Consider the following 24697-nt stretch of genomic DNA (forward strand, 5'->3'; position numbering starts at 1 on the left):
TCAGTCCTCCAGAATGGCCCTCAGCTGTTCGCCGATGCGGCGCCACAGGCCTTCGGCGAGCAGCAGATCGAGACAGACCAGCCAGCCGGCGATGCGCCACCGCAGCGATAACGCCCGCTGACGTTGAGTTTCCGTAAGGCCGCCATAGTCGGCCAACCGGCGTACCCACCAGTTCCAGCCACCGATGACCGCGGCGAGCAAGGTCAACCGAAGACCGGTAAACCACGGTCTGACCTCGGCAAGCCGAGCATCCATCGCCGCCAGCCCATGGGTATCCAGGCGGTGGTAGAGAAACCCCGAGATGGCCACGGACGCAAAGACGAACACGCCCATGATGATCCGGAACACCCGATTAAGATTCGTGGCCGCCATCAATGCACCGCGCCGTTCTGAACCGGTTTCACGTCATGGGTACGCGCCGGCGCCGATACACGGCCTTCGCCGTCGACCGCTCGGCTCAGATCCAGAAGTACGCCCGAAGTCTGGGCGAAGACCTCCCGACGCACTCGCGCTTCATAGAGCACGTTGTCGATGTCGCGCGTCAGGGTGACGATGGCTTGCTCGATGTCGTCCCCGGCTTCGGAGGCGAAGATGTTCGGTTCCATGCGGCCGGTCAGCAGCAAACGCCGCAGCATCAGGGCACGCTCCAGGTTGAGTGCGGTCGCCGCTTCCCCGGCCAGTTTGCCCATGGCCACGGCCTGCTCCTGAGCGGTCGGGAGTTTTCGGATGGCTTCGATGACCTCGCGGGTCATCAGGGTACCGGGCGACGAGACCTTTTCCAGATTGGCCGGCGTCGGATCGAGACCGCCGTTCACCAGATTCGTCAGCGCGTTCAGCAGAGTGGCCTTGTCCTGCTCGATCTTGGGCAGGAGGCCATGTCCCGGTGTCGCATTGCGCGGGCTGTTCTTCTGGGTCCTGATGTCGGCGTCGCCCAATACGTAGACGGCAAACGCGGTGGCTTCGCTCGGAGTCTTCCACATTTTCGCGAGGGCCGGTACCGCTCCATCGGCAGGCGCCGCGCTTGGATCGGTGACGCTACGTCCCAGTTCGATGTTATAGCCGGCGCGCACGGTGTCGGTAATCACCCGGATCGGCGGCTGATTCTGACCCCCGGCGCGGGTGCCGCCGAGCCAGGGGACGCCGTTCGAACCGGAGTTGTTTTCCACGGAGTCCTTGGCCGAAGCCACGTCCACCGGCGAGGAATTGACCCCGCCGGTACCCATTTGAAGTTTCCAGTCGTAGCCCTTCGCCAGGGTGATCCAGCGGTCGAAGGGGTTCTTCCCCTGGGCGATCTCCTGCTGCATCTGCTCGCAGCTCTTGGTGGCCAGGGAGATAGTGGCCTGCGCGCGCAAGAGGGCATTGTGAAAGAGATCGTACAGTCCCGGATTGGCCCGTTGCAGGATCAGCGCGGGCAAGGCGGCAATCGCGCCGGTGGCGGCGGTCACCATCTGCTGCATCATCTGCTCGGCGCCGGATTTGACGTTGTTGAGGATGTTGGTGACGCCTAATACCGGGTTGAAGTTGCCGCAGTTGTAACCCAGCCCCAGGTCCAGGGCGCCGCCCAGCGTCACCGTGGTGACGTTGCGGTTGGCGGCGGCGGAAATGGCTTCGGCTCCGCCGATCTTGTAGTACCAGTCGCTGCTTCGTGCCGGGGCAACGATCTCGGCGGACGATGACGAGACCAGGAGGAGCGACAGCGCCGCGAGTCCCCGAATGGTCGTGGCGAGGTTTGGTGAAGAGAGGCTTCGGGTATCGAATAGCATCATGGCGGAAACTCGCGAAAATCGATGGCGCCGATGAAGGCGCCCTTGACCTGACAGCATTTGTAGGGACGCCATAACGTCCAGGCGTAATCGCCGCTCTCCGCCCCCTTGCCGCCGGCCCAGCCGGCGATGCCGGCGAGCGTGTCGTTCCGGCCGAAGGTCTCGCAGCTTTTCGACTGCTTCGGCAGGAGTATCTGCCATTGTCCGGTTCCGGGATCGCCTTCCTTCAGGGCACCCGGCGTCCAGACCATCATCCGGTCCTTGATCTTCCGCTCCTCTTGGCCGGAACCGAGCGGAATGTAGACGTGCGGTTGCAGCGTTCGGGTGACCACATCGCCGGCGCGTTGCGCGGTCACCGCCGCCGCCTTGGGATCCTCGGCCTGGGTGGTGAAACCCGAGCGGGGATAGACCGCGCCCCAGGTGTTCAGCGGAAACTGTCCGATCTCGCGCATCCCCGGAATCCAGGACTGCGGATAGATCACCTCCGGGATGCTCCAGCGCCAGGCGATGGCATCCAGGGCGGAGAGAAAATAGGGCTGGAACGAGTTGGCCTGGGAAGGGCACACATAGCCGCTGCCCAAAGTGCCGGCGAGCGACGCGAGCGGAAACCCGATGGCGTCCACCTCCTTGAAAATCAGATCGGTATGGTTCGGCTGCTCCCGGTCGGGCCGACCGGGCACGCCGTCGGTGGCGATGCCGCCGCCGAACAGGTCGGGCAGGGGGCCGCCCAAGGCGGATAGGACCGCCGCCCCGCCGCCGGTTTCGACACCGGCCAGGAGGCTCCGCATTTCCAGCCAGGGATTGCCGGCGAGGCCGTTGTAGCTGCTGACCACCAGATCCGGGTTGTAATGGCCGACCTTGACCGAGGTGCGGACCTTGCAGCCGAAGGGCGTGCAGACCAGCCACAAACAGACCCCCACGGGACGATAGCCGATGCACGAGGGGCTCAGGGCACTCGCGGTGATGGTCGCCGTGTCGATGGTCTCGGCCGGAAGCGCGGATGCATGGACGGCCACCAGGCAGGCGGCCACCCGCGATAGCGTCATGGCGTTTGCACCTCCTTCCAGCGGTGGTAACGGGCCAGCGCGTCGACGAGGTCGGTGACCCCGTAGAGGACGGCCCTCCCGTCGAAGACCACCGCCGGGTATCGATCGATGCCGTAAGTCATGGCCTGGGTATGGCCTTGATAGGCTTGCAGGAACCGCTGTCGAAGCTCGCCGAACGAAGCGGAAAACCGTTGCCGGACGACCTGCAGTGCTTCCGCTTCGGTGTTCGGAAGACCGCCGCTCAGGGTTTCCTCCAATCCGGCCGGGGCGCCGAGGTCGTGGATCGTCACGCGCGCTCCGCTTCGTTGCCGAATGTCCTCGAGCCCGGTAACGGGAAAACGGCTGTCGGTGAAGACCTCCATCGTTTCCGGTCCATCCGCCCGGAGACTCGTTGCGAGCAGGAACAGAGACAGCGCGAGAAGAACGTTCATGTCGTACCTCTTTTTGCGGCGATCCGTTCTGCGATCATCAGAGCCGCTTCCAGCTCCGAACAGCCATGCTGCTTCATCAACTCGGCGCGCTGGGCCTTCTCGTCCTTTTCGGTCATGGCCAGGGCCAGCGCTATCGGCGGCGGGACGTTGCGGAACAGTGCCGCCAGCTGGTCGGTGAGCACCACCCCCTCGACATACTGGCCGGGCGATTTGCGGGCCGCCAGCAGCAGGGCCTTCTGTTCTTCGCTGAGATCGCGGAAGCGGGCGATCTGGTTGATCTCGTCCTTGGGCATCACCAGGCACAGCCACCATTCCAGCATGGTCAGCATCCTCCGGCTCGCATCCGGGAAGTCCTCGAGATTCTGCGTGGCGATCCAGAACCAGGCGCCGAGCTTGCGCCACATCTTGGTGATCTTGATGACGTATGGGGCGAGGAGGGGATTGGTGGTGATGATATGGCCTTCGTCGGTGATGACGAGGGTCGGCCGGTGATCGTGCTGGGTGCGTTCGACCAGGGCGTTGATGTGGTTCATCAGGCCGACGTAGGCGACGGTGAGCTTGTCCTGGTAATCCTCGCGGGCCAGGATGCCGAGATCGACCAGGGTCACGTCCACCTCCGGCCAGGGCCGGCCGGGCCGGTTGAAGAGATGCGCCTCGATGCTGCCGGGCGAGCAGAACAGGGCCAGCGCGTCCGCCATGTCCTGGGCGCGCTCGGCGCGGCGTTCGGCGAGATCCCGGCGTCCCCGCAGGGCTTTCACGACGTCCTCCGGCAGCACCTGATCGCGGCCGCTCGCCGAGACGTTCTTCGAGGCCTCCAGCATCGCCTCCCGGATCAACAGGCGATCGGCGCGGGTCAGGCGATTGTCCTCGCGGATATCGCCGCCGGTGATCATGATCCGGGCGGAGATTTCCATCTCCCCCAAAATGTCGCGGTCGTCGTCCTCCAACTCGGTTTCTTCATCGTCATTCGAATCCCGCTCGGCAACGAGCGCGAGATCGAGCCGCCGTTTCCGCTTCGGATCGAGCAGCTTCAAGGCATCGGCGAAAGGCGGCAGGCTCACGTCGGCGGAAGGTGAGATCATCACCTGCTTCACGCTGAAGCCCTGGGCCTGGAGATACTGCCCCAAGAGTCCGAAGGAATTCCCCACCTCGACCAGAAAGATGCGCGGCCGGTGCACGGCCAGGACGTGCAGGATCAGATAGCACAGCATGGCCGATTTGCCCGCCCCGGTCGGTCCGACGATGAGGGCATGGGCGTTTTTCTTGCGATCGTGCAGGTTGAGAGGGTCGAAAGTGAGCGGCTCGCCGCCCCGGTTGAAGAACAGCATGCCGGGATGGCCGGTCCCGGTGGAGCGTCCGTACAGCGGCAGCAGGTGGGCGATATGCCGCGAGAACATGAACCGCGACCGCCGGATTTCCCGACGGTCGAACTTGGGATCGTAGGCCATGGGAAGGTTCCGGATATAGCTGTCCAGCGCGCACAGATCCTGCCGTTCGTGGATGGGCCGAATGTTGTTGGCCATCAATAACGAATTGACGCGGTTGACCTTGGCCTGCAGATCGGCCTCGTCATCGCCCCGGACGTAGAAGACGGTCTGAACCGGAAAGATCTTGTTGCCCTTGGCTACCCAAATCTGGGCCTGTTTCGCGTCCTCGCCGGCCAGTTTGGCTTCGGCGTAATCGCCGAAGGCGGCGCGTTCGATGCGCACCAGGTGATTCCGGATTTCGTCCTGGGCCTGGATCGTGATGGTCATCGCCATGACCGTGTGCTCCGGCATGCGGTCGAATACCGAGAACACGTGATCGCCGATCCGCCGTTCCAGACCGATCTGGCCGATGCCGGGAATCTGCGTCAGGCCCTGTACGGTGATGGCCCGATGCGGCAGTCCGTCGAACCACCACAGCCCCCGCTCGGGGTCCGAACTCGGCAGACCCAGCATCAGTTGCTCGGCGAAATCGTAGCCGTACGGGCGCTCCTCGATGGCATCGCCCGGATAAGGCGCCAGTTTCAGCAGCGCCTCGGTATCGCCGTCCGTGGTGGGCGGATGCGGATTGAGCCAGCGGAACAGCCAATAATAGAGATCCGCCCCGCCGCAGCGTCGTGCCGAGATGCCTGCCGATTCCAGGGCGGTCACCAGCCGTCCTGCGACATCGTTCAGTTCCTGTTCCGCAGTCGGATCGCTAAACGGCAGCGGCCCTGGCGGACGCCGCCGGTACAGCACGGCCCGGACCCGGCGTTGCCGGCCCTGCCAGGGACCGCCGGTGACCAATTCGTCCAGGAACAAGCCGCCGGGGCGGGAGATGTCCCGTAGGTGCTCCCGCAGAATGCCGAACCAGGTCTTCGAAAACGCCATCTTCCTGGCATCGTTGCGGGCATAACGCTCGATCTCGTCCACCAATCGATCGAGCCGTGCCTCGTCCTGCACGTACACCTGCAGAATCCAGGGTTCCTGACTCTCTGGAATCGCCCCGGTCAACACCGTTTGCAGCTTGTCGCGGAAATCCTGCAGCCAGGCCTGTGGCCTCGCTTCGGTGCCGGCCGCCCGCAGTTCGAATAGGGCGCCGAGGCTGCAGCCGTCGTCCAACAGGAAGGCCTGGGTTTCAGGATCGTATTCCAGCCAGGGCAGCAGATTGGTGAACGAGGTCGGGCGCTCGTACATCTTCCGAATGCGTGCCACGGTCGGAGGGCCGTCCGTGGCGCGGCGGCCGTAGCGGACGGTTTCCTTGGGTGCTCCCCGAATTTCCGATGTGCTTTTCAGCCAACCGAAGGAAAACAGAGTCATCGGCTCGACCTCACCGCCCCTCGACCTCCCCCGGCAAGGCATATTCCACCGTTTCGTACAGGGGGAAACGGGTGGCATAGCCCGGCACCGGATAGCCCTTGGGGGAAAGATGGGGGAACACGTACATCACCAGGCTGGGATTCGGCAGGCGCGGAAACACCGCCTGGATCTCGGCGTCGGCGTCACGGGTGTAGCCGTCGAGGTTCGAGGGAGTGTCCGCCACGCCGCGCCTGCCCATGTCGATGCGGGCATTGCGGAAACGCTGCCGGGTATGCTCGAAATGGGCGTCGTAGACCTCCTTCATGGTGGGGCCGGTATGCGGCAGGATGGTGTCCTTGCTGCCGGTGGCGCAGCCCGAAAGCAGGCTAATCGAGACCGTTGCGATCGCTATCCGTCTCATGGCTCGTCCGGGCATAATTGAGCTTCCTCCCGCGGGGTTCGAAATCGATGGGTAGTTCGCGGTCCACATGTACGGCGATTTCGGCGCCGGTGCCGACGAAGACCACGTCGAAGGATTGCGCCTGGCGTTCGGCGATCCACCGCGCCACCTCGTCGGCCCCGCCGGAGACGGTCTCACCGATGGCGAACTTGGCGGGATCGCCGGTCACGGCGCTGGTGAAACCGCCGGTGAACGGCGACGTGGTGACGGTCGTCTGCGAACGGGCATAGGCGTTGCCGGCCACTTCGATGCCTCTGGCCAGGATGCGCCCGCCCAGAAAGCCGACGGCATTGGTGATGCGCTGGCCGGTGACGCAGGGAATGCCGCGCCGGTCGGAGATCCAGCCGAGGGGCTTGTCGGCGTTGCCGGTCGTCGCCGGTTGACCCGAAGCTTGAGCGCTCTGCTGAGTCTTTTGCTGCAGGCTCTGGTCGTCGGACGACAGGGTGCGAATCGTGCCGTCGTCGAACACGTAGGTCACGGAATGGATCGCGCCCCGGACGCAGGACAGCGTCCAGTCGCCGATGGCGGTGCCAGTGAAGATCATGCCGTCGACGCCGGGAACCTCGAGACCGTTGGCGGCCAGGTTCTCGCTGCCGACGATGACCTTGAAAGGGTAGGGGTCCTCCACTTGACCCTTGATCGGCACCCGGCCGAGGAGGGCCGTCATGCCGGTCGAGCCCACCAGGGTGGCGTTGCGCGGTACGGTGTAGGCGGGTTCCGGCGGCGGTGGAGTATTCGGCTGGCCCGACGGCCCGCCCCCGAACCCCGCATGGTCGAGAATCGGATTGCCCTCCGTGCCGGCCTCGTGTAGCAGGCTTCCGCCGTCCTGCACGGCGGTTCTGGCCTTGCCCGCCAGGGCACCGACCGACGAGCCGGCCTTCTGCATCAGCGTAGGCCCCAAGGGTTCCACCCAGGCCAGCCCGTCCAGTCCCGCCACATCGTCCAGGCCCAAACCCGGCGGAATATCGCCGCCGGCGGTCGGCGCCGGTGGTGCGGTATGGGTCCCGATCCGGGCGGCCACCGCATCCAGCCGGTTTGACAGCTGGGCGATGGCGGAATCCCGTTCGCCCAGGGCCTCCCGGCGCAGGTCTTCCTTCACCTGATGGCTGACCTGGGCGGCGATTTCGTTGCGCTGTTGCAGCAGATTCTGGTTTTCGCGGCGGAGTTGGTCGGTCTGCGATTTCATGTCGGCCACCTGGGCCGTGAGCGAACGGATCGTGTCCGCCGGCGAATCGGCATCCGGCGCGGGCGGCTTCGGCACTTCGCTGAGGAAGCCCGCCGGGTTCCCGGACTCATGCTTGCGGGAACAGGATTTGACGCCGATGAACAGCACCATGCAGATGGCCAAGGCCCCCAACAGCGGCAACAACTTGTTAGCGCCCATCCAGCGCCTCCTCGAACGGCCGGTCGGAGATCAGATAGGCGGCGGTCGTATCCTTTTCATCGCCCCGGGGAAAGAGTCGGGCGTGCTGGAAGGCGCAGGTCAGCCAGGCGCCGCGCAGATTTCGGGGATCGAGCATCAGGTCATCGAAGGTTTTGTTGCGCAGCTTCACGGCGGTGACATAGAGCGCCCCCGAACGCCAGGCGATTACCGGCGTCGCTTCCACCGCTCCGCCGCGGATCAGCTGGGACGTGGCCGACTGGACGACCGGCAAGCGGTAGACGCCTTCCGGCACCCGCAGCAGGCGTTCCGGGGCATAGAGATGTTGAGCCGCCATCCGGGTCAGGGTGACGTAGTCCTGCTGGGGCGGGCGTTTGACCTGCGATTCGCCTGATAGCCCGGAATGGGCCGCCCCTATCGCCGCCGTGCCGTCGCCCGTCTTCCGCGTGTTCTCGGGCAGCGTGACTTCGACCGGCGCGGCCGCACCGGTCTGTTCCGATGCGGACAGGTCCACCAGATAGGTATTGCCCGAGCCGATGGCCTGCACCTGGATTCGATGCACCGGGAACGCTTTGTAGGCGGTCCAGTAGGCCGTGCCGTCGACGATCTGAGTGCGGAGCACGTCCTTGCCGAGATCGGAGGGGAATCCGACGCGGACCGGCACGGAAAACGAAACCATCCGCTCACGATTCACCGGCAAAGCGATGGAGAGAGGCATCTTGTTCCAGATCAGGCGTTCCGGTCCTGGCGAGTTCAAATCCACAGGTCCCGGTAGAGCCGGTTGGGTCAACGCCGGCTGGGCGACGGCGGGCGCCTGGGCCGGATCATCGGCGAAAGCAAGTCCCGCCACGACCATGCACATCACGATGGGCAGCTCAACTCTCATCCCCGTTGCTCCTGAGCCGGTTGACCGGGCTTCTCGGGTTCGAGGCGCTGCGGTCCCGGCGGGTCATAGCCGTCGAGCGCGAGCCCCCAGGGATTGGTTTCCGGGTTTACGTCGTAGCGGATCACCCGGAGCGGATACCGGACGGAGACGCTCTTTACGGACATGCCGCGGACGTGCTCGTCGATGTGGAGATCCAGCATGATCGTCCAGGCGCCGTTGCCGTGGATCGTGACGAGGCTTTCCTCATAGCCATGGCCCGGCACGTCCTGCACCGCGCGGATGCGGTCGGACAGTTCGCCGCGCTTGGCGCGCTGCTCCAGATCAGCCTTGAGTTCGTCGATGAAACGGGGCGTCAGATAAGCCGCCATGCGGTAGATGGCGACCCCGTAGTCCTTGTCGCCGCTGTCGGGCCAGTAATTGATCTGCTGAAAGATATAGCGGGCGAAGGCGTAGACGTTCTGAGGTTCCGGCGTCTCCGTCTTGAGCACCGCCCCGGAACGGAGGTCCGGCGGCAGATGCAGGCGCACATCCTTCTTGGCCTCCTCCCAGCCGTGCCAGAGCGCCAGAATGATGAGCAGCAAGGCGCCCGACAAGCCACGCAGGGTGGCGATATGGGCCTTGAGGTTCTCGTTCTCGCTGCGGTAGCGGAAGCCCATGCCGGCTTACCTCCTGCCATCCCGTCCCAGGCTCAATTGGCCCCGGTGGCGGAACAGCCCGCAGGACGACAAGCCCAGCCGATGCAGCGCGATGCGCAGCTTCTGCTGGAAATAGAAATCGGGACGCCCGCGCTTCAGCCGCTGGAACACCGTGGCGCCCAGCGTCACCGCGCCGATCACCACGATCAGCGCCCCGCCAAGGCCGATGGCGACGTTGCCGAACAGGAAACCGACCACCAGACCCGTCGGAAAGCAGATGACTCCCGCCACCTTGATGGCGACAGACAGCTCCGAGTCGGAATAGCCCCGGAAGATCACCGGCTCGTGGTTGAGCCGGTCCGCGAGCATGTCGTCGTCCTCCATGATCAGATGACGTTGGCGGCCTGGCCCAAGAGATACGACACGAACAGAAACACCGCCGCGCCGGCAACGTTGGACAAGCCGATTTCGCCCCATTCCTTGCGGCCGTTCCGAACCTGATTCAGGTCGGCGAGCGCCATCCAGCCGAGCCAAAGGAACCCGGCTACGGCGAGAAACAGCCCGATGATGATGCCGCCGTCCTTGATATAGCCCTTGATGAGACCCAGCCAGTCCGAGGCCGCCGGAGCCGTGCTCGGCGCAACCGGCGCGGGCAGGGCCGCCAGCGCCTGGCCGGCGGCCACGGCATACACCAGGCCGACCGTTGCAAGACTTCGAAGCAGATGACGTTTGTTGGGATGCATGTGCTCACACTCCATTTGATCGAAGAGAGGCCAAACGGCGATTACCGGATCAGGAAGATCAGCAGCAGACTGAGTACCGCCGCCCGCATCAGGCCCCATTGCAGGTCCATCAAGCCAAGGCTCCCGTCCCGCCAATCGCGCCACAGCGCCAAAGCGGTCCAGGCCAGCCAGAGCAGGACACCCACGGCGGCGACCGAGACCACGGTCGTTTGCAGCGTCGCGGCGTCGACTCCGGAACCCTGAACGAAGACGGCGGATGAAGCGGCGTCGATCGCCATCAGCCGGATTTAACGGCGGTAATCGCCCTTGAGCGGGGGAAACGATCTCGGTTCGGAGCGGGGCGTCTCGATGTGCTCCCGGATGCCGAGCTTGATGTACTCAAGATCCTGTTTGAGCCAGGGATAATGGAATTTGACGCGGGCATCCGGGTTGGCTTGCTCTTCGGCTTTGGCGATCAGCGGCTTCAGCGCGTCGATCTCATGGATCACCCGCGCCAGCGCCGCCCGCTCGCCGTCATCATCGGCCAGGGCAACCGTCGCCCAAAGAAGAACCACGCCAAACAGCCCACTCCGCATCGGATCGTCTCCTGTTCCACTCGGAGTGTGAGAGTGCGGCGAATGGGAGATGAATTCAAAGGAAAACCGTTTGTTTGTGCATAGCGGTTTTCGGCGTGGAGGAGAGCGTTGACTTCGGAACAGAAAACGGAATGTGCCGGAGTTGTTGGGGAAGTCTAATCGTCACATTCCTGTTAATGGTCCAAAAGCAATTGTTCAGCGATCGTCAGTGATTGGCGGCAATGTGCCCTAAGCAGGTGGACATACAGGCTAACTTCACCGCCTGAAGTTCGGCCAAACTCGCCCGTCGTTGCGAGACTTCGAACAACAGCTTCGAGCTCATTCCAGATACCGAAGCCGGCGGCCGCTTCGGTAGCGATTTTCACGAAAGCTGTCATTCGCCGACACGTTCATATCCAATGGAATGGACTCTTGGCAGTTGGATTTGCCAGTGTGAACTTCGTCGCAGTTTGGCCACCCCAACCTGGCCATTGCGACCGCCAATGAGCCGGTGCCGGCACTATGGAGATTTCTCCACATTAGGGAATCCCCGCTGCCGCTATCCGTCTCACACCGCCCTTTCTCCGCCCGAAGAGCAGGCCTTCGACTGGGACCAAACCGAAGGTGATGCTCGGAGGACGAACCGTTCTTCGAACCGCCGCCGGGGGGCTGTTCGACCAAACCGTTAGCTGGTAACCGGTTCGCTTCCGAAACCCCACACCGATTCGCCCGTCGAGCCAGGCCGAGATCCCCTTGCACTGACGCCTGTCCCAACCGACCCCAAGGTCGCATCACGAGCCGCTCGACGACTCGCTTTACCCGTCCAACGTCCGAAATGGCCTCTCAGGCTCCCTCTCTGATCGATTGGGCAAGTTGACAAGCCCCAAACCACGGGTACATCTTCACCCCGCAATGGGCGGCAGCGCCTGTTGAATTTCCTATCCATATCCTTGTTCCTTGGGTTTTCCATGGATGCTATTTATGCTTTTGCCGAAAATTCGCATCTGGACTCTCGGAACGCAACACGGTGCAAGCTTCCATAAGTCGGGGCTTTGGAACTCGGAGGAGGGGCGATCTTGGAAAGTGGGTGTGTCACATTGCTAAAAAACAATATAAAATACATACACTTGGGGTTATTGATTCGTTCATGTAGGATGGTTGTAGCTACCCCTGATATGTAGGCGAACTGTAGGCTAGCCGGGCGGCAAAGGAATAGTTATGGGTACGACTTTCACAATTGATTCCGAGTTCAGTGCACATTTTCGGCGGCTGCATCAGGTCTTTATGTACATTACAGACCGCTGTAATCTCGAGTGTGAGCAGTGTATCTACAAGCCCAGCATCTCCCATTTCATCAATGAGGAGATTGGTCTTGAAGATGCACTTGGTTTACTGAATTCATTCCGCCACCTTGGAGCGGGTAAGGTTACGTTTCTGGGAGGCGAGCCGACCCTGTACGGGCACAGGCACGGCGGAAAGCCACTACTTGATCTGCTGGAGGGGACCCGCGCACTCGGTTACGAGTATGTGCGGCTCGACACCAATGGGCAACGTATCTCCCATCTCCTCGACGAGCATGGATTCAGCAGCGTCGACGAACTCGCCTTTAGCCTTGACGGCTTTTCGGCGGAAACGAACGATCCACTCCGAGGCCAGGGCACATTTGTCCGTGCTGTCGATGCCATCCGCAAGGCAATTCGGCTCGGCTATTTCGTGACGATCACGTGTTGCGTACAGAAAGTGCTATTAGAGCGGGATCAAAACGGAACCCTGCTCCTCGAACGAATGATCCGGTTCGCTGAAGCCCTAGGCGTCCGCCAAATCAACTTTCATGACCTTTTCAAGGTCGGAATCCCAATGGACACCTGGACGGGGAACTTCGCCCCGCAACCGGCTGATTGGATACCAGTGTACGAAGAACTGTCTACGAAAGTGAGATCGGGCCACTTTTCGATTTCTGTGCGGTTACCTCAATGCTTTGTTTCTCGCGCGGAATTCGCGCGAAACCCAGATTATTACAGCTATTGCCCAGTGAAGCTTGGCGAACGCGTTATGGTGCATCCGAATGGCACGATCCGAATCTGCTCGAACCTGATTTGCACCGCCTACGGCGTAGCTACTTGGGGTGAGGGTCGGATTAGCTGGGAACGATCAAATGCCAACGAACTCGCGAAGCACGACATGGAAAGAATGACGCCGTGCACGAATCGAAGCCGGCACAAAAAATATGGCGACCTTGTTCCCCTCTGCTTCTCGTTCAAACCCGGGCAGAACGAATACGTATGGACGAACCGCCTTGAGTGGGAGGCGAATTCTGTGGTGTCTCAATCGGTAGCTTCATCGTCATGAAAGACAAATCACAGAAAGACCTACTCATCGATACGCTTGTCCAGGCAGGTGTTCCGCTCTCCGATGCGGGTAAAGTTGAGATTATCGATTGTGCTCCCGACAATCCGACGGAAAACAGTCGGGTTCACGCAAAGACAAATGCAACCATCTTCGAGCTTCTACAAAAAAATGAGCTTGGTAAATGCGTTCATGTGACCGGCGGCGCGCGCGCATTGACAGATCCATATCATCGACAAATGTGTGAGGCGATGCGCAGTAAACATATAGAGCCTTTTCAAGTTCTTTGCTACAAGCCAAACAATGTTAAAGAAGAGTCCTGGGGCCTCGTAGATTGGAATCTACGCCGTTGGGTCAAAAAAGGTTTCTCAGATTGGCGCCAAAAGCTTCTAACCCTCAATATGATTGGAACTCAGAGTGTGGACCTAAAGAGTTACGATGAGAGAAATAAGATCCAGTATTCTGTTTTTGGAAATCGCTATGTCCAGGTACAGGGGGAGCATGAGGACTCCGCACTAGCAAAGTATGTATGGCTAATCAAATCTGACAACGTGAACAGCTGGTTAACTGAATTTGCGGAGAAAGATTTGCAGAATGCGGCTGAGATAGACGAGCGTTGCTTTAAAGATTTTGTGTCTGCTCTCTTCACAAACACTGCTCGAATCATGTTGTATAAAATTATGGAAGGGAAGGTCTCGACTCGCGATCAATTGCTTGCGGATGAGAATATTTCATTTATCGACCCTGACGCCTCCGGAAAATTGGCTGCGCTTCAAGTGATGGGCTTTGTGAACGAAGATGCAATCGGCCACCTAGCCATTACCTCGGACGGGCGCTCTTTTCTTCGAGAACAAGAATAAGTAGTGAAGGCGACTGATGCATAATCGCTGGTGCGAACAGATCGACAATTATTTTAATACTTGTCGTATCCCAGAGACTCCTTTAAGCGGCGTGACTGTGCGCGTGAGGCGCTCTAGCCGCCAACAACCTATCTGCGATGTCGGCCACGCGATGGAAACTGCCCTCAAGAAGTATGGTGCCAATATCAAGATCATTGAGGACTTGAACTCGGACTTAGCATGCGAACACGGAAAAGTACGTTTGGCCGGTATCGATGCGTTCATTATGCTTGCTACAACGACAGGCGTTTCAGCTGAGGCGTTAGAACTCGCACATTTAAAAGATGAAGGAGAGCCTCCATTAAGGGATAGGCTCTATGTTGCGATGCCGAAGGAATACAGTGATGGATTTATTCGGAAGCGGCTCGACTATCACAGAGTTAATCTGGATTTGTATGAAGATAGTGATCTGACAGGCGGGGTCGTGTGCCGGAGAGCTATCAGTAAACTGGTGGAACAGAAGCGGGAAAGAGACGCGATAATGAAAGCGAAAGCCAACGAGTACAAGCCCAAGATCGGAATCGTTACAGCCCTTCCGATTGAATACGAAGCTATGGTTTCGCTTCTCCAGAATCCTCGCGATCATCGCTTCATGTCAACCCCGGGTAGTCTCCATGAGTATAGGCATGGAACTCTACCTGCTTACAACGGCGGAGAGCATGCCGTTGTGGTTGCTCGGTCTGGGGTTGGCAATAATTTTGCGGCAGCTATGGCTCAACAACTTATCGGTGACTACATCACGTTGGACGTAGTCTTTATGGTTGGAATAGCTGGAGGCATCCCGTACGTGAAGGACGGCGATCCTGACATACGATTCGGGGATGTAGTTATGTCTGGGCGAATGGGTGTCATCCAATACGACATGGTCAAAGATACGCTCAAGGGCCAAGAGCCTAACCACCCGCCGCGCGCGCCGGCAGAGGCATGGCTTCGCAGAGCAACGAGTTTCATTAACGCTGACAGCGAGATGGATGATTTCAATGCCCGATTGGAGCGCATCACAGCCGACCCGAAATTCAAGCGACCACCGAGCGAAACAGACAAGCTAGTCGATGACTCTGATCCGCAAAATCCAAAAGAGATTGAGCGACCACTCAGGACCAAAAGCGGGTCATTAGCTTTCGAGGGGGCAGTTGGAAGCGCCAACCGAGTTGTGAAAAGCCATTGCGTCCGTGAAGAGCTTAGAGAAAAGCACAAGTTGCTCGCTGTAGAGATGGAAGGATCGGGCGTCGCAGATGCAGCCATGGCGAATGGCACGTCCTTCTTCGTTATTCGCGGCATCTGTGACTATGCGAATGATGGTAAGAACAAAGTATGGCAACCGTTCGCTGCAATGTCTGCGGCAGTATTTGCCGCTACCTTAATCAAAAGCATGCCGCTTACCAGCTCAAAATAAACTGGAGTCACTACTAGTACGAAATGCCGAATGAAGCTCGTTTCATGGAATGTGAATGGTCTTCGGTCACTCGTTCGGCGCGACTTTGAGGCGTGGCTTGCGGCGACCAACTACGACGTGGTTTGCCTGCAAGAGGTGAAGGTCAAGGAAGATCTTCTGACCACCCATTGGTTCGAGAATTACAAGGCCTTCTGGAACGCGTCGCGTCGGCCAGGAATCAGCGGCGTCGCGACATTGGTACGCGAGAATCTTGCGGTGGCGAGTATTCGCCAGGGCATTGGCGATCCAGCATTGGATGCGGAGGGCCGCGTTTTAACCATTGATGTGGCCGGAGTGCGCGTGGTCAACCTCTACGCTCCCCATAGCCATCGCAAACTCATTCGCCTGGATGCGAAGGTCTCATTTCTTGCGACGCTAAAGCGCTTTATTGAGCAGGCGCGGATTGATGGTCTCCCCTTAGTCCTTGTCGGGGACTTCAATATTGCCCACCAAGAGATCGATTTGGCCAACCCAAGGGCGAACCAGCGTAATGCAGGCTTCCTTCCCGTAGAGCGGGAATGGATTACTGGCCTCCTTGCCTCCGGCTTCGTGGACGCGTTTAGGCATTTTGAACAAGGAAGTGGTCACTATACTTGGTGGAGCATGCGGGAGGGCGTTAGGGCGCGGAATGTAGGATGGCGGCTCGACTATGCTTTCGTCGAAGATCGCCTCATCCCATCTCTTGTCGCGTGCCGTCATTTGCCTGATCGGACTGGGTCGGATCACTGTCCAGTTGTGCTTGAGCTTCGAGAGGTGGCGCCGGAAATTTGAACAGGCCGATAAGTGGCTAGACTGCTCCCTGACGGCGTGGGCAACGCCGATGACTTGGAGCACACCTTGAGCAGACGACCCCGCCGGAACCCCTCGCCGACGTTCAAGGCCAAAGTGACCCTGGCCGTCCTCCGGGCCGATAAGACGCAGGCCAAGTTAGCCCATCAGTCCCAAGGTAAGACACGGGTTCGCTGGTCCATTCCTCTTTCAGGGAAGGTGGGTGATGACCGGAACCCGGAAGTTTCGCGGGTACATTACCTTTCACACCAATGTCCGCAAACTCCTTAAACTTGCCCTTCTACTCGACAAGGTCATCGTCAGCTCGGGCCGATCTTGAGCCGGTCATAACGCCAGCCTTGAGCTTCGGCTTTTCGTTGAAACAATTAAGACTACGTTCGGGTCGGATGAAACGTGTGTCAGAGATATTTTTTGAACGTCGCCGAACTCATCGCCAATACCAACGCGAATAGAACCGCGAACGGGACGATGACGGCATTAGGGTGAACCGTCGTGGGCCAGGCGAGATAAATGATCCAGGGCAGCGCCAGAGACGGACCGATTCCGCGCTTTGCTAGATGATAGACCTGCCCGTGCTCCCGCCCGCCGCCCCAGCGGCGAAGGTCGCGCTGGACCATGCCGTCGACGAGTCCGGCCAGCCCCAGCAATCCGAAGATCGGCAAGGCCAGAATCAGCACCGCCACACGGACGGCGTAGACCTGGGTGGCGATCATCGCGGCGTAAAGGTAACGCTTCGCGCCGTGAACGAAGTTGGATCGCTGTTGCTGAAACAACGATTCTTGGGCCGGTGGATTTTTCACGTCGGCCCGGTTCATCCAGGCTTCGATTCCGGTCTTTTGATAGAGAGTTTGGTGCAGTTGCCCGGCCACCCGTGCCGCGAATTCGACCGGTTGGTCGACCAATAGACTCTCGATGAAATCCTCCCGCAGATAGCGCAATTCCTCCTCCAGCATGGCCTGGCTGCGCTTGGGTCCTTCCTCGGGCCAGAAGTAGCCGATGCAGACCCACTCGAAGAGGATGTTTCCGATCAGCCCCAGGACCAGCCAGAACGCGAAGCCTAATAGCCCAATCAGCAACCGTCCCCCAGGCCCCGGCCGCTTTACAGTCGCTGGCCCCGGACGGGATTCAGCCATTCCGGTTGCCCTCGCGCCACCAGTGTTCGGCCGTGGTGTATTTGCGGGCCATGGCCTCGGCGATCTGTGCCAGGTTTTCGGGGATGTGGGGATCGTGAGAGGCATCCGGCAGAGGCATGCGGATCTTCCACAGATGTCCGCCTTCCAGCAGGGCGAAGGCCTGACCCTTGGGCAGGGCCATCACATCGGGCGGGGTGATCATCGACGTTTCCGTGACCGTGATGCGGTCCTCGTTGCGACTGGTGAAGTCGACCTCCAGGGTCGGGTCCGAAGCATCGGTGACGCCAGAGACCAGCATCTTCGAATGCACCTCGACCGAATCCACCTGGCTGGTCAGCATCTCCGCGGTGGCCAGTTCCTTTACCCGCAGCATGATGAGCGTGTTGAAGTTGCCGGCGATCTGTCCGGCCTTGGCGTGATTGCCGATGCGCGCCTCGATGTCGGACCAGGTCTGGGTGTAGGCTGTCACCTGAAAGCCCGCCCCGCCGGCCTTGTTGACCAGGGGAACGAATTCGTCGCCGATGAGTTCGTTGAATTCGTCCGCATGGAGGGAAATGACCGGCAGCGTCGCCGGTCGGCCGCCATCCGGCAGTCCCGCTTCGACGCCGTGCTTGTAGATATGCCCGGCCACCGAGACGAGATCGGCGAACATGGCGTTACCCACCGCCGAGGACACGGCCAGGTCGCTCAGGGCATCGAGCCCCACGTAGACGATGCCCTTCCGCCGGATGACCTGCATCCAGTCGAAGATCGGGCGCGGGTCACGGGTGTCCTCGTAATCCGGCGCCAGGAGTTCCGCTACCTTGCCGGAGATGAGCTTCTCCATCAGCGGCAGGAGCGAAGCGACCAGCTTGTCGAAATATTTCTTGTCGTACTCGAAGGCGGACCGGAGGCCGTCCGCCACGGCATCGTACAGCCCGTTCTCCTTGGCGTACTGCACCAGGGCGATGACTTCATGGGAGCGTCCCTTGAGTTCGAACGGCAGGTTCTTGTCGTTGACGTTGGCCGCCCGTTCCATCACCTCGCGCTCCCAGCCCTTCGGTGCCGCCTCGGCTAGCCAATGGCGGTAATATTCCACCAGCAGGGGTTCGATATTGTTGATGTAGCGGGTGATCTGGCGGTAATCCGGCCGCCGGCCCAGGGCCACCACGGCGCGGCCGATGATGTTGGTGAAGCGCCAGGCGAACTCGCGGAAGGCCGCCGAGTTGCCCTGGCTCGGCAGGGGATTGGTGGTGCGCGTGGCGATCTCGGTGATGCGCGAGAAATGGCCGACCGGGTTGTAACGGGAGGAAATCTCGGGATACCCCAGGTGGAACAGATGCAAGGCGCTCTGCCGGCCCGCCCGATGCGCCTCGGCGACGATGCGCTTCATCAGATCGGCATCGCCCTTGGGATCGAACACGATCACCACATCGCCCCGTCGAATGTCCTGGGTGATGAGGATTTCCGCGAGACGGGTCTTGCCGACGCGGGTGGTCCCCAACACCAGGGTATGCCCGACCCGTTCGGCCAACGGCATCCAGACTTCCGTCTCGTCCGGCTCGACCGCATGCAGGGCGATCTTGCCCCCGACGGGCGGCAGCGGCGGAACCGGATTCCACCGGGCGTCCTTCGCCAACCACTGAGCGACGTGCCGCAACACAAAAGTCTTCTCCCAAGCCACTTCCATCCGCCGTGCCCAGCGATAGACCGGACCCGGTTCGACGTATTTCCGTGCCCAGGGCCGCTGGGTGTCCCGCAAGCGCTGAGTATGCTGCTGTCGCCAGCGAAACCCCTTGCCCAGGAACAGCTTCGTGTCGCTGACCGGAATCTTGTCCGCCGTGAGCCGGTACCTCGGCAAGCGTCTCAGGTTGCGCTGATAGCGGATGACATACCAGGCTTCGCGGGCACGCTTGAAGGCCAGGAGGAACAACAGGACGGCCAATCCGTAACCCAGCTTCGGCGCCATCATCAGAAACCCCGGCGCGAACACTGCCACCAGCCCCACGCCTCCGGCGGTCACCGCCGACCACAGTTCGATCGGCGGCCGGAGCAGCGCCTCGATGGGATAGCGGTGGTGCCTCACTGCTCGATGCGGGTGGACGAGATCAGCACCGGATAATGCAAAAGGTTCAGGTGCCGGGCCAGTTCCGAACCCGAGGCCGGGAGGATCTTAAGATCGCCGGCGAGGGTGCGGATGCGCTCGAGATCCGCAGCGCTGTCAGCCTGGATCAGCATCCCGACCGCCTGGAGTTTCCGCAAGCGATCCCGATACTGCGCCAGCCAGCGTTTCGAAAAATCGTCCGAGCCGATCAGGAACAGCGGACGGCTCAGATACGGCAGGCTGACCATCGTCGGCGCGACTTCGCCCGGCGTCATTTCCGGCGTCCGGATGGGGAGCACTTGGCTAAAGAGTTCGGCAGGGGAGGGTAAGGATGCGGGTGTCTCATTGGGGTGGATGGATTCCGGTCGGTCCAGGTAATCCGTGATCGGTCGGGTCCGGCCACTGTCGTAGATGACGGCGAGTTCGGCGTGAGCCGGGGCCGCCGCCAGAATCAGTCCGATGAGGAGCAACCGCCGAAACCGGCCCCGATTCATGACGCTTCCTCGCCGAGAGTCGCCAGATGCTTCCCGACCCGTTGGCGATACTGTTCCGCCCGGCGCAGGCGCTGAGGTGTCCGACCGGGGGCATGATACCGGCCGATCGCCTCATGCCAGTTGCCCGTTCGCCGGTATTCCTCCAGGAGAATACGGGAGCCGACACGGATGTTGTGGTAGGGCTCCAGCGCCTCCCAGGGTGTGCCGAGACGGTGTTGATGGTGGTGCCAGTTCACTTGCATCAGGCCGACATCGATGAGGGTGATCCCTTCTTCCAGGTAGCGGATCAGCGCGGCATGAGCCTCTGCGCGAGTAGCGAACCGTTCCGACCGGCCGCGGACATTGAGTGTCCAGGGCCATGGACGGAGCCGACCCGGCGCGACCGTGTGACCGCTCTCGGTCAGGGCAATGGCGTACAGGACATCCGCTGGCACGCCGTTGGCCTCGGCGACGGCCGCATAGCCCCAAGGCACCGTCCCGGCGGAATCGGCCGAGACGCCCCGGCAACACAGAAGAACCGCCAGACTGATGTTACGGACCATTCCAGTCCTCATGGCCTTCGGCCTTATCGACGAGCACGCGCCGCAACTTAGGGTTCTGTTTCAACGCCATGATCACGCCTGATCAGAAAAGTTGATAGGATTCGAGCGAGACCAGGGATTGCCCGCGCAGCCGGACGATCTTGGGTGCCGTCGCGGTCACGCCGGCCACCCGGGTCAGCTCGCCGTGATGACGATTGAAGGTGATACGGCCCTTGCGGATGCGTGCGGCATCGAAACCCTGCCGGCCGATCCAATCCCGGATGGCCACATCGTTCGGCGTATCGACGAAATAGATGTCGAGCTGAACCTCGACCTTCGCCGTCGCCTGCTTGACCGCGTCGAGCGCCGATCGGCAGGCTGCGCAATCGTCCAGGCGGGTGAAGAAGAGAAGGCGATCCCCGGTCTGGAGAGGGGATTCATGACGGATGGTTTTGAGCGCATCGACCTTGGACGTGTCGATCACAGTTCCGGCCGGGTTCAACTGCACCCAGGCTTCATCGTAGGCCCGTTGGAAGGCGAGGATACGTTCGGCGTCCTCCTTCATCATCTGCGCCCAGCGGCGGGCATACTCGCGTCGCTCCGCTTCGTCACGGGCGTGAATGCCGAGTACTTCGATGGGCGAAAGCGTCCCCGGACTGACGCTGCCGCGAATACCCCGCATCAGGGTTTCGTAGCGCCGCCATTCGGTTTCGCTCAGCCCCCACTGCTCCCGGCTGAAGCGGCCTTGGCTGGAAAGCAGGTCGTTCGGCTGCGCTTGGATGTGTTGTGCCGTCACGGATCGGGTCAAGGTCTCGCTGGTCTCGACCGACGAGGCTGCCAGCGGCACCGAAAATAGACCAATGACACAGGCACGCCTTATCGCCATGCCGCATCCATTACCCGGCGATGGCCCTGACGATGCAATAACGTGACCGTCTGACCCTCGGCGCTCTCGATGGTCCAATCGCCGTAAGTCTCGCCTGGCTTGAGCTCGGATCGACCGTTTTCGGTCCGAATGACGACGCGCTGCTCATCGCCCCACCGGTCGACCGACTCGACCGAAAAAGGTGGCGGCGACGGAGCCTCGGGCTCACGCCACCGCCGAGAGCGCCCGGCAGGAGGTATACGTTGAGCTTTGATGACAGGCCGATCGGCCGTTTTGGCTCGCTCGGTGAACTGGTTGAATTGTTGCTGCAGGTTCTCCACATGGGCTTGCTGCTGGCGCAACGTGTTCTGCATTCGATCCAGCACGTTCTGCTGGGTTTTCATTTTGAGTTCCAATTCGTCGAACCGATACGGATCGACCGACGGGGTATCCGGTGCGTTGGGATGTTCTTCGGCCTGAGTGGACGGGGCGACCGGAGTTTCGGGAGACTCATGAGCCGTGTCGGCCTGGGCCAAGCTGTCATTGGCGTCTGTCTGTGGGGACGGTGGCAGCGGTGCTGGATCCGGTGTGACCTGTGTTACTTGGGCCGGTTTCTCCCGAGTTTCGGCTTCGAGCGCCGGGCTGGTGGGGTCCTCGGGTTTCTGGCCGCAGGCGACCGATAGTAATGCCGTCCCGACCAATACGATCCAGGCTGAGATGGGGACCCGGCCTTTCGGGGATGTGTTCATCAGAGACCTCCCGTCTGATAGTTCGGGAGGAGTTTGTAGGTGACGACACGGTTGACCGGATCCACCTGGAGGCGAAAGGCCGGCCCGCCGAGGACCCGCAAGGCGTCCTGCACGGTGAGCGGTCCGAGATGGCGCTGGACATCGGGAACCGTCTGATCCAGCAGCACCTGCGCCTTTGGGCTGTGTTCATCGGGATCGGCTAGCCGGTATCCGGAATGCCGCAACAGATAATCCGCCGCGTCCTTGACCGTAAGAATGTCCCGCGGGAGTCGAACATCGACGACCATCAGGAGCGGATCGATCTGCTCCGCGCTGGGCCTGGCCGTCACCACCGAGTAGCGCCCGGTTTGGACCCGGATCGGATCGAGGGCCTTGACCTGATGGGTGCCGAAAACCACCGGATTCGTTTGGGTGTCGGAACGATTCGCTACCGGTTTTGCAGGCGGCTCGGACGGACGCTTCGTGTGTCCGGCACAGCCGGTCAACATCAGGCTGAGCGCCAGGATCGGAAGCAGTGTGGGGTAGGGAAGTTGTCGCATCGGCGGCCCGCATCTGTGATGTTGCGCCGATGGTGCAAGCATTATCCGGTGGACTCAAACGGAAACCGTTCATCGGTTCGAGAGCGATTGGGCTACAGGCTTTGCCCGTTCCATTCATTGGAGATGGGTACCCTTTCGGATAAGACCCTTTCCATTCAAGTCCCGTCCAGTCTTTTTCCCTTCTTTTCCGGACCCTTTGGCTCTTTACCGTTTGTCTTGTCGAACATCCTATTGGTTAGTAAGGTGTGATCCTATTTTCAAGATTGGTGAATCCCATGCCTATTTCGGTCAGACTCGATCCGGCGTTGGAGGCGCGGCTGGATCAGGAAGTCCGGCGCCTCGGCGTTACCAAGTCGGAATTCGTCAAGGATGCGCTTGAGCGGGTTTTAGGGCTCAAGAGCCCGGCAAGCCTGTTGCAACAGGTCAGACGCGGTGCTCCGATGGGTGATTCCGACGTGTTGGAAAACGTCTCAGCCAAAGTGACGGCCAAGTTGCGTGCGAGGCGTTCGGATTGACGCCGGTCCGCTCATCGCCCTTTTCGCCGTCGACGACACGCATGACCAAAGGTTCGACCGCCTGGTCTCCGACCTCTCGGCGGGCGGGCTCCGGTTGCTCACAACGTAGCCGTACGTGGTAGAAGCCTCCTACCTTCTCGATATCCCCCAGCGCTTCGAAATGCCGCGTTGGATCGAGTTGGGGGGCGTTTAGGATATCCCTTCGAGCCCTTCCATCTCGGTGACATGATTACCTGGATGCAGCGTTTGCGTTCCGAGCTTTTCGCAGGACCGTGACGGTAACAGGATCGATCGGGCGCTCAGCCCTGGGTGCCAGAACCATTGATGCTCTGCTCATAAATCATGCGCGCCGTTTCAAGATTCCGCGGATCGAGGGTGGCGAGGAGGTCCGCATAGACGAGGATCGGTGGCACGGTTTCGGACAGGGTGCCATCGGCTGGAAGATTCCAGAAGGCATCCAATACCTCGATTTCACCTTTAGGATCAGCACGCAGCTTGTTTTCGACCACCAGCTTCGTGAGATTGTGACGAACGTTTTCGGGTCGGAAATACAGAGTGAAGGTGTTGGGCCTCAAATAGCCGGTCAGCTTGTCGGCCGCGACTTCGCCGCCCCATTGGGCTCCGTACCGGATGACATCGACTTGCCGCCACCAGTCCGGAGTCGGAGCATGAAACCGTCTCGGGTTTAACTTCGGACGGAGCTTGATGGGGTAGTTGGTCACCCATTCGTCAATCAAGCGGTTGCGCTCCAGAATGCGTCGCGCGCCCATTCCCTTGCCGCCTATGACGTAACCCCTGTTATTCAGATCTAAAAAAACCTCTCCCACCGTCCCCAGCGCAACGCCGGCCGCTCGATTGATCTCGCGATAAGGTGCATTGACCAACTCGGGACGGCATAGCAGGACGAATATCACTCTAAGGGCAGTTGCAGTACCTGCACGAGGTGGTTCCGCAGTTGTGATATCCATCCCCTCCTTGGCTCGAGGGCGCAGTCCTTTCACGAAGATAAACAGGCCTAGGTCATGGAGATAAGCGTTGCCGTTGGCATCGATGAACTGCACGTCCAGTTCACGGCATTTGTCGGCCATTTCAGCGGTGATCCGCGGGGCCACGAGTAAGCCGGGCTGCTGAAATGAATCGAATCGGTTCCTGACTTGGCCGATCGCGGTAAAGCGATCGATTCGTTTGATTTCAGCCCTATAACGATGGGGCTGACCGGCTACGTCGATTTCCACGGTGGCATCAGCCCTGACTCCCTGTTCCGATAAGGGCTCCGCGGCGATGATTTTCCCAGTCAAGCCAGTGGTTTCCTGCAGCGCGGCTAAGGCACGCTCCAGGAGGGCTTGCTCTTGGTGATGCAGAGATTCTTCTCGATAGCGAAGCGGCATGTTCACATTTAATCATTTGTTCACGTAACGTGAACATTATAAAACAGCGAACACAAGATCAAGCGAAATGTTCACGTAGTGATCGTGATCACGATGCATGAACATGATCACTACGTGAACGTCGCGGGCAATCAGAAGACGGAGTATCTATGAACTGAAAATCGCGTCGGCGCCCGCCTCGATAGAGCCAAGCATGAGTTCAGATAGATTTCCGATAGCCACCGAAGTGCCCTATACGGCCAGAAACAGAGGCTGCTCTCACCGTCTGAAATTCGGCCAA

General features: G+C 60.6%; 26 protein-coding genes. 5 read left to right on the plus strand and 21 right to left on the minus strand.

The window, feature by feature from the left end; genetic code table 11:
• Genes B2A78_RS20860 through B2A78_RS20920 form a run of 13 tightly spaced genes read right to left on the minus strand, consistent with a single transcriptional unit; the run spans position 1 to position 10682 of the window.
• Positions 1 to 372 (minus strand): hypothetical protein, encoded by a 372-nt coding sequence (locus B2A78_RS20860; RefSeq protein ID WP_077731984.1) that lies wholly within the window; start codon positions 370 to 372, stop codon positions 1 to 3.
• Positions 372 to 1766: an integrating conjugative element protein gene (locus B2A78_RS20865; RefSeq protein WP_168175499.1), complete on the minus strand. Its 1395-nt coding sequence runs from the start codon at positions 1764 to 1766 to the stop codon at positions 372 to 374. The genes B2A78_RS20860 and B2A78_RS20865 overlap by 1 nt, the downstream gene beginning before the upstream one ends.
• A complete protein-coding gene (locus B2A78_RS20870; protein ID WP_077731986.1) occupies positions 1763 to 2809 on the minus strand; it encodes a TIGR03756 family integrating conjugative element protein in 1047 nt (348 codons plus the stop codon). The genes B2A78_RS20865 and B2A78_RS20870 overlap by 4 nt, the downstream gene beginning before the upstream one ends.
• On the minus strand, positions 2806 to 3240 hold the full coding sequence (locus B2A78_RS20875) for a TIGR03757 family integrating conjugative element protein (protein WP_077731987.1): 435 nt from the start codon (positions 3238 to 3240) through the stop codon (positions 2806 to 2808). The genes B2A78_RS20870 and B2A78_RS20875 overlap by 4 nt, the downstream gene beginning before the upstream one ends.
• Positions 3237 to 6023 carry a conjugative transfer ATPase gene (locus B2A78_RS20880; RefSeq protein WP_077731988.1) on the minus strand — a complete coding sequence of 929 codons (2787 nt, stop codon included), beginning with the start codon at positions 6021 to 6023 and terminating at the stop codon, positions 3237 to 3239. Before B2A78_RS20880 ends, B2A78_RS20875 begins: the two co-directional genes overlap by 4 nt.
• A gap of 10 nt (positions 6024 to 6033) precedes the next feature.
• Positions 6034 to 6423 (minus strand): TIGR03751 family conjugal transfer lipoprotein, encoded by a 390-nt coding sequence (locus B2A78_RS20885; RefSeq protein WP_077731989.1) that lies wholly within the window; start codon positions 6421 to 6423, stop codon positions 6034 to 6036.
• Positions 6389 to 7846: a TIGR03752 family integrating conjugative element protein gene (locus tag B2A78_RS20890; protein WP_077731990.1), complete on the minus strand. Its 1458-nt coding sequence runs from the start codon at positions 7844 to 7846 to the stop codon at positions 6389 to 6391. The genes B2A78_RS20885 and B2A78_RS20890 overlap by 35 nt, the downstream gene beginning before the upstream one ends.
• Complete coding sequence (locus B2A78_RS20895; protein WP_077731991.1) at positions 7836 to 8729, minus strand: TIGR03749 family integrating conjugative element protein; 894 nt, start codon at positions 8727 to 8729, stop codon at positions 7836 to 7838. The genes B2A78_RS20890 and B2A78_RS20895 overlap by 11 nt, the downstream gene beginning before the upstream one ends.
• Complete coding sequence (locus B2A78_RS20900) at positions 8726 to 9385, minus strand: PFL_4703 family integrating conjugative element protein (RefSeq protein WP_077731992.1); 660 nt, start codon at positions 9383 to 9385, stop codon at positions 8726 to 8728. Before B2A78_RS20900 ends, B2A78_RS20895 begins: the two co-directional genes overlap by 4 nt.
• Positions 9386 to 9391: 6 nt before the next feature.
• Positions 9392 to 9748, minus strand: coding sequence for a TIGR03750 family conjugal transfer protein (locus tag B2A78_RS20905; RefSeq protein ID WP_168175500.1), 357 nt, complete (start codon positions 9746 to 9748; stop codon positions 9392 to 9394).
• 2 nt (positions 9749 to 9750) lie between these two features.
• Positions 9751 to 10107, minus strand: a complete 357-nt coding sequence (locus B2A78_RS20910; RefSeq protein ID WP_077731994.1) for a TIGR03745 family integrating conjugative element membrane protein — start codon at positions 10105 to 10107, stop codon at positions 9751 to 9753.
• A 41-nt stretch (positions 10108 to 10148) separates the two neighbouring features.
• Positions 10149 to 10385, minus strand: coding sequence for a TIGR03758 family integrating conjugative element protein (locus B2A78_RS20915; RefSeq protein ID WP_077731995.1), 237 nt, complete (start codon positions 10383 to 10385; stop codon positions 10149 to 10151).
• Positions 10386 to 10394: 9 nt separating this feature from the next.
• Entirely contained in the window at positions 10395 to 10682 is a 288-nt protein-coding gene (locus B2A78_RS20920; protein ID WP_077731996.1) for an RAQPRD family integrative conjugative element protein, read from the minus strand.
• A 1197-nt stretch (positions 10683 to 11879) separates the two neighbouring features.
• On the opposite strand from B2A78_RS20920, the gene B2A78_RS20930 reads away from it, so the two are divergent.
• The 4 genes from B2A78_RS20930 to B2A78_RS20945 are packed head-to-tail and all read left to right on the plus strand — an operon-like array spanning position 11880 to position 16112.
• A complete protein-coding gene (locus B2A78_RS20930) occupies positions 11880 to 13010 on the plus strand; it encodes a radical SAM protein (RefSeq protein WP_077731998.1) in 1131 nt (376 codons plus the stop codon).
• Entirely contained in the window at positions 13007 to 13867 is an 861-nt protein-coding gene (locus B2A78_RS20935) for a hypothetical protein (protein WP_077731999.1), read from the plus strand. The genes B2A78_RS20930 and B2A78_RS20935 overlap by 4 nt, the downstream gene beginning before the upstream one ends.
• Before the next feature lie 16 nt (positions 13868 to 13883).
• On the plus strand, positions 13884 to 15302 hold the full coding sequence (locus tag B2A78_RS20940) for a 5'-methylthioadenosine/S-adenosylhomocysteine nucleosidase (RefSeq protein ID WP_077732000.1): 1419 nt from the start codon (positions 13884 to 13886) through the stop codon (positions 15300 to 15302).
• A 30-nt stretch (positions 15303 to 15332) separates the two neighbouring features.
• Positions 15333 to 16112 carry an exodeoxyribonuclease III gene (locus tag B2A78_RS20945; protein WP_077732001.1) on the plus strand — a complete coding sequence of 260 codons (780 nt, stop codon included), beginning with the start codon at positions 15333 to 15335 and terminating at the stop codon, positions 16110 to 16112.
• 416 nt (positions 16113 to 16528) lie between these two features.
• Here the strand turns inward: B2A78_RS20945 and B2A78_RS20950 are convergent, their stop codons facing one another.
• From B2A78_RS20950 to B2A78_RS20980, 7 genes are all read right to left on the minus strand, one after another.
• Entirely contained in the window at positions 16529 to 17263 is a 735-nt protein-coding gene (locus B2A78_RS20950) for a TIGR03747 family integrating conjugative element membrane protein (protein WP_168175501.1), read from the minus strand.
• The gene (gene traD / locus B2A78_RS20955; RefSeq protein WP_205780859.1) at positions 17256 to 19328 is read right to left on the minus strand and encodes a type IV conjugative transfer system coupling protein TraD; all 2073 of its coding nucleotides are present in this window, start codon (positions 19326 to 19328) and stop codon (positions 17256 to 17258) included. Before traD ends, B2A78_RS20950 begins: the two co-directional genes overlap by 8 nt.
• Entirely contained in the window at positions 19325 to 19840 is a 516-nt protein-coding gene (locus B2A78_RS20960) for an integrating conjugative element protein (protein WP_077732003.1), read from the minus strand. Before B2A78_RS20960 ends, traD begins: the two co-directional genes overlap by 4 nt.
• Positions 19837 to 20382, minus strand: coding sequence for a transglycosylase SLT domain-containing protein (locus B2A78_RS20965; RefSeq protein ID WP_168175502.1), 546 nt, complete (start codon positions 20380 to 20382; stop codon positions 19837 to 19839). Before B2A78_RS20965 ends, B2A78_RS20960 begins: the two co-directional genes overlap by 4 nt.
• A gap of 82 nt (positions 20383 to 20464) precedes the next feature.
• Positions 20465 to 21247 (minus strand): TIGR03759 family integrating conjugative element protein, encoded by a 783-nt coding sequence (locus tag B2A78_RS20970; RefSeq protein WP_077732005.1) that lies wholly within the window; start codon positions 21245 to 21247, stop codon positions 20465 to 20467.
• A complete protein-coding gene (locus B2A78_RS20975) occupies positions 21238 to 21975 on the minus strand; it encodes a SlyX family protein (RefSeq protein ID WP_077732006.1) in 738 nt (245 codons plus the stop codon). Before B2A78_RS20975 ends, B2A78_RS20970 begins: the two co-directional genes overlap by 10 nt.
• Complete coding sequence (locus B2A78_RS20980; protein ID WP_168175503.1) at positions 21975 to 22514, minus strand: pilus assembly protein PilL; 540 nt, start codon at positions 22512 to 22514, stop codon at positions 21975 to 21977. The genes B2A78_RS20975 and B2A78_RS20980 overlap by 1 nt, the downstream gene beginning before the upstream one ends.
• Positions 22515 to 22789: 275 nt before the next feature.
• On the opposite strand from B2A78_RS20980, the gene B2A78_RS20985 reads away from it, so the two are divergent.
• Entirely contained in the window at positions 22790 to 23029 is a 240-nt protein-coding gene (locus tag B2A78_RS20985; protein WP_077732008.1) for a ribbon-helix-helix protein, CopG family, read from the plus strand.
• 299 nt (positions 23030 to 23328) lie between these two features.
• Here B2A78_RS20985 and B2A78_RS20990 read toward each other — a convergent pair whose 3' ends face one another.
• Positions 23329 to 24417 (minus strand): type IV toxin-antitoxin system AbiEi family antitoxin, encoded by a 1089-nt coding sequence (locus B2A78_RS20990; protein ID WP_077732009.1) that lies wholly within the window; start codon positions 24415 to 24417, stop codon positions 23329 to 23331.
• Between the last annotated feature and the right edge of the window lie 280 nt (positions 24418 to 24697).

The organism is Methylocaldum sp. 14B, from assembly GCF_002005105.1.
In the GTDB taxonomy this organism is placed as follows: Bacteria; Pseudomonadota; Gammaproteobacteria; order Methylococcales; family Methylococcaceae; genus Methylocaldum.

What these genes read in the sequence shown, in the direction of transcription:
- B2A78_RS20940 (WP_077732000.1), top strand. Translation starts at nt 13,884, where the DNA reads ATGCATAATCGCTGGTGCGAACAGATCGACAATTATTTTAATACTTGT.
- B2A78_RS20965 (WP_168175502.1), bottom strand. Translation starts at nt 20,382, where the DNA reads ATGGTCCGTAACATCAGTCTGGCGGTTCTTCTGTGTTGCCGGGGCGTC.
- B2A78_RS20935 (WP_077731999.1), top strand. Translation starts at nt 13,007, where the DNA reads ATGAAAGACAAATCACAGAAAGACCTACTCATCGATACGCTTGTCCAG.
- B2A78_RS20950 (WP_168175501.1), bottom strand. Translation starts at nt 17,263, where the DNA reads ATGGCTGAATCCCGTCCGGGGCCAGCGACTGTAAAGCGGCCGGGGCCT.
- B2A78_RS20880 (WP_077731988.1), bottom strand. Translation starts at nt 6,023, where the DNA reads ATGACTCTGTTTTCCTTCGGTTGGCTGAAAAGCACATCGGAAATTCGG.
- B2A78_RS20920 (WP_077731996.1), bottom strand. Translation starts at nt 10,682, where the DNA reads ATGCGGAGTGGGCTGTTTGGCGTGGTTCTTCTTTGGGCGACGGTTGCC.
- B2A78_RS20960 (WP_077732003.1), bottom strand. Translation starts at nt 19,840, where the DNA reads ATGAATCGGGGCCGGTTTCGGCGGTTGCTCCTCATCGGACTGATTCTG.
- B2A78_RS20930 (WP_077731998.1), top strand. Translation starts at nt 11,880, where the DNA reads ATGGGTACGACTTTCACAATTGATTCCGAGTTCAGTGCACATTTTCGG.
- B2A78_RS20900 (WP_077731992.1), bottom strand. Translation starts at nt 9,385, where the DNA reads ATGGGCTTCCGCTACCGCAGCGAGAACGAGAACCTCAAGGCCCATATC.
- B2A78_RS20870 (WP_077731986.1), bottom strand. Translation starts at nt 2,809, where the DNA reads ATGACGCTATCGCGGGTGGCCGCCTGCCTGGTGGCCGTCCATGCATCC.
- B2A78_RS20975 (WP_077732006.1), bottom strand. Translation starts at nt 21,975, where the DNA reads ATGAACACATCCCCGAAAGGCCGGGTCCCCATCTCAGCCTGGATCGTA.
- B2A78_RS20985 (WP_077732008.1), top strand. Translation starts at nt 22,790, where the DNA reads ATGCCTATTTCGGTCAGACTCGATCCGGCGTTGGAGGCGCGGCTGGAT.
- B2A78_RS20860 (WP_077731984.1), bottom strand. Translation starts at nt 372, where the DNA reads ATGGCGGCCACGAATCTTAATCGGGTGTTCCGGATCATCATGGGCGTG.
- B2A78_RS20865 (WP_168175499.1), bottom strand. Translation starts at nt 1,766, where the DNA reads ATGATGCTATTCGATACCCGAAGCCTCTCTTCACCAAACCTCGCCACG.
- B2A78_RS20905 (WP_168175500.1), bottom strand. Translation starts at nt 9,748, where the DNA reads ATGGAGGACGACGACATGCTCGCGGACCGGCTCAACCACGAGCCGGTG.
- B2A78_RS20970 (WP_077732005.1), bottom strand. Translation starts at nt 21,247, where the DNA reads ATGGCGATAAGGCGTGCCTGTGTCATTGGTCTATTTTCGGTGCCGCTG.
- B2A78_RS20890 (WP_077731990.1), bottom strand. Translation starts at nt 7,846, where the DNA reads ATGGGCGCTAACAAGTTGTTGCCGCTGTTGGGGGCCTTGGCCATCTGC.
- B2A78_RS20990 (WP_077732009.1), bottom strand. Translation starts at nt 24,417, where the DNA reads ATGCCGCTTCGCTATCGAGAAGAATCTCTGCATCACCAAGAGCAAGCC.
- B2A78_RS20915 (WP_077731995.1), bottom strand. Translation starts at nt 10,385, where the DNA reads ATGGCGATCGACGCCGCTTCATCCGCCGTCTTCGTTCAGGGTTCCGGA.
- B2A78_RS20910 (WP_077731994.1), bottom strand. Translation starts at nt 10,107, where the DNA reads ATGCATCCCAACAAACGTCATCTGCTTCGAAGTCTTGCAACGGTCGGC.
- B2A78_RS20875 (WP_077731987.1), bottom strand. Translation starts at nt 3,240, where the DNA reads ATGAACGTTCTTCTCGCGCTGTCTCTGTTCCTGCTCGCAACGAGTCTC.
- B2A78_RS20945 (WP_077732001.1), top strand. Translation starts at nt 15,333, where the DNA reads ATGAAGCTCGTTTCATGGAATGTGAATGGTCTTCGGTCACTCGTTCGG.
- B2A78_RS20980 (WP_168175503.1), bottom strand. Translation starts at nt 22,514, where the DNA reads ATGCGACAACTTCCCTACCCCACACTGCTTCCGATCCTGGCGCTCAGC.
- B2A78_RS20885 (WP_077731989.1), bottom strand. Translation starts at nt 6,423, where the DNA reads ATGAGACGGATAGCGATCGCAACGGTCTCGATTAGCCTGCTTTCGGGC.
- B2A78_RS20895 (WP_077731991.1), bottom strand. Translation starts at nt 8,729, where the DNA reads ATGAGAGTTGAGCTGCCCATCGTGATGTGCATGGTCGTGGCGGGACTT.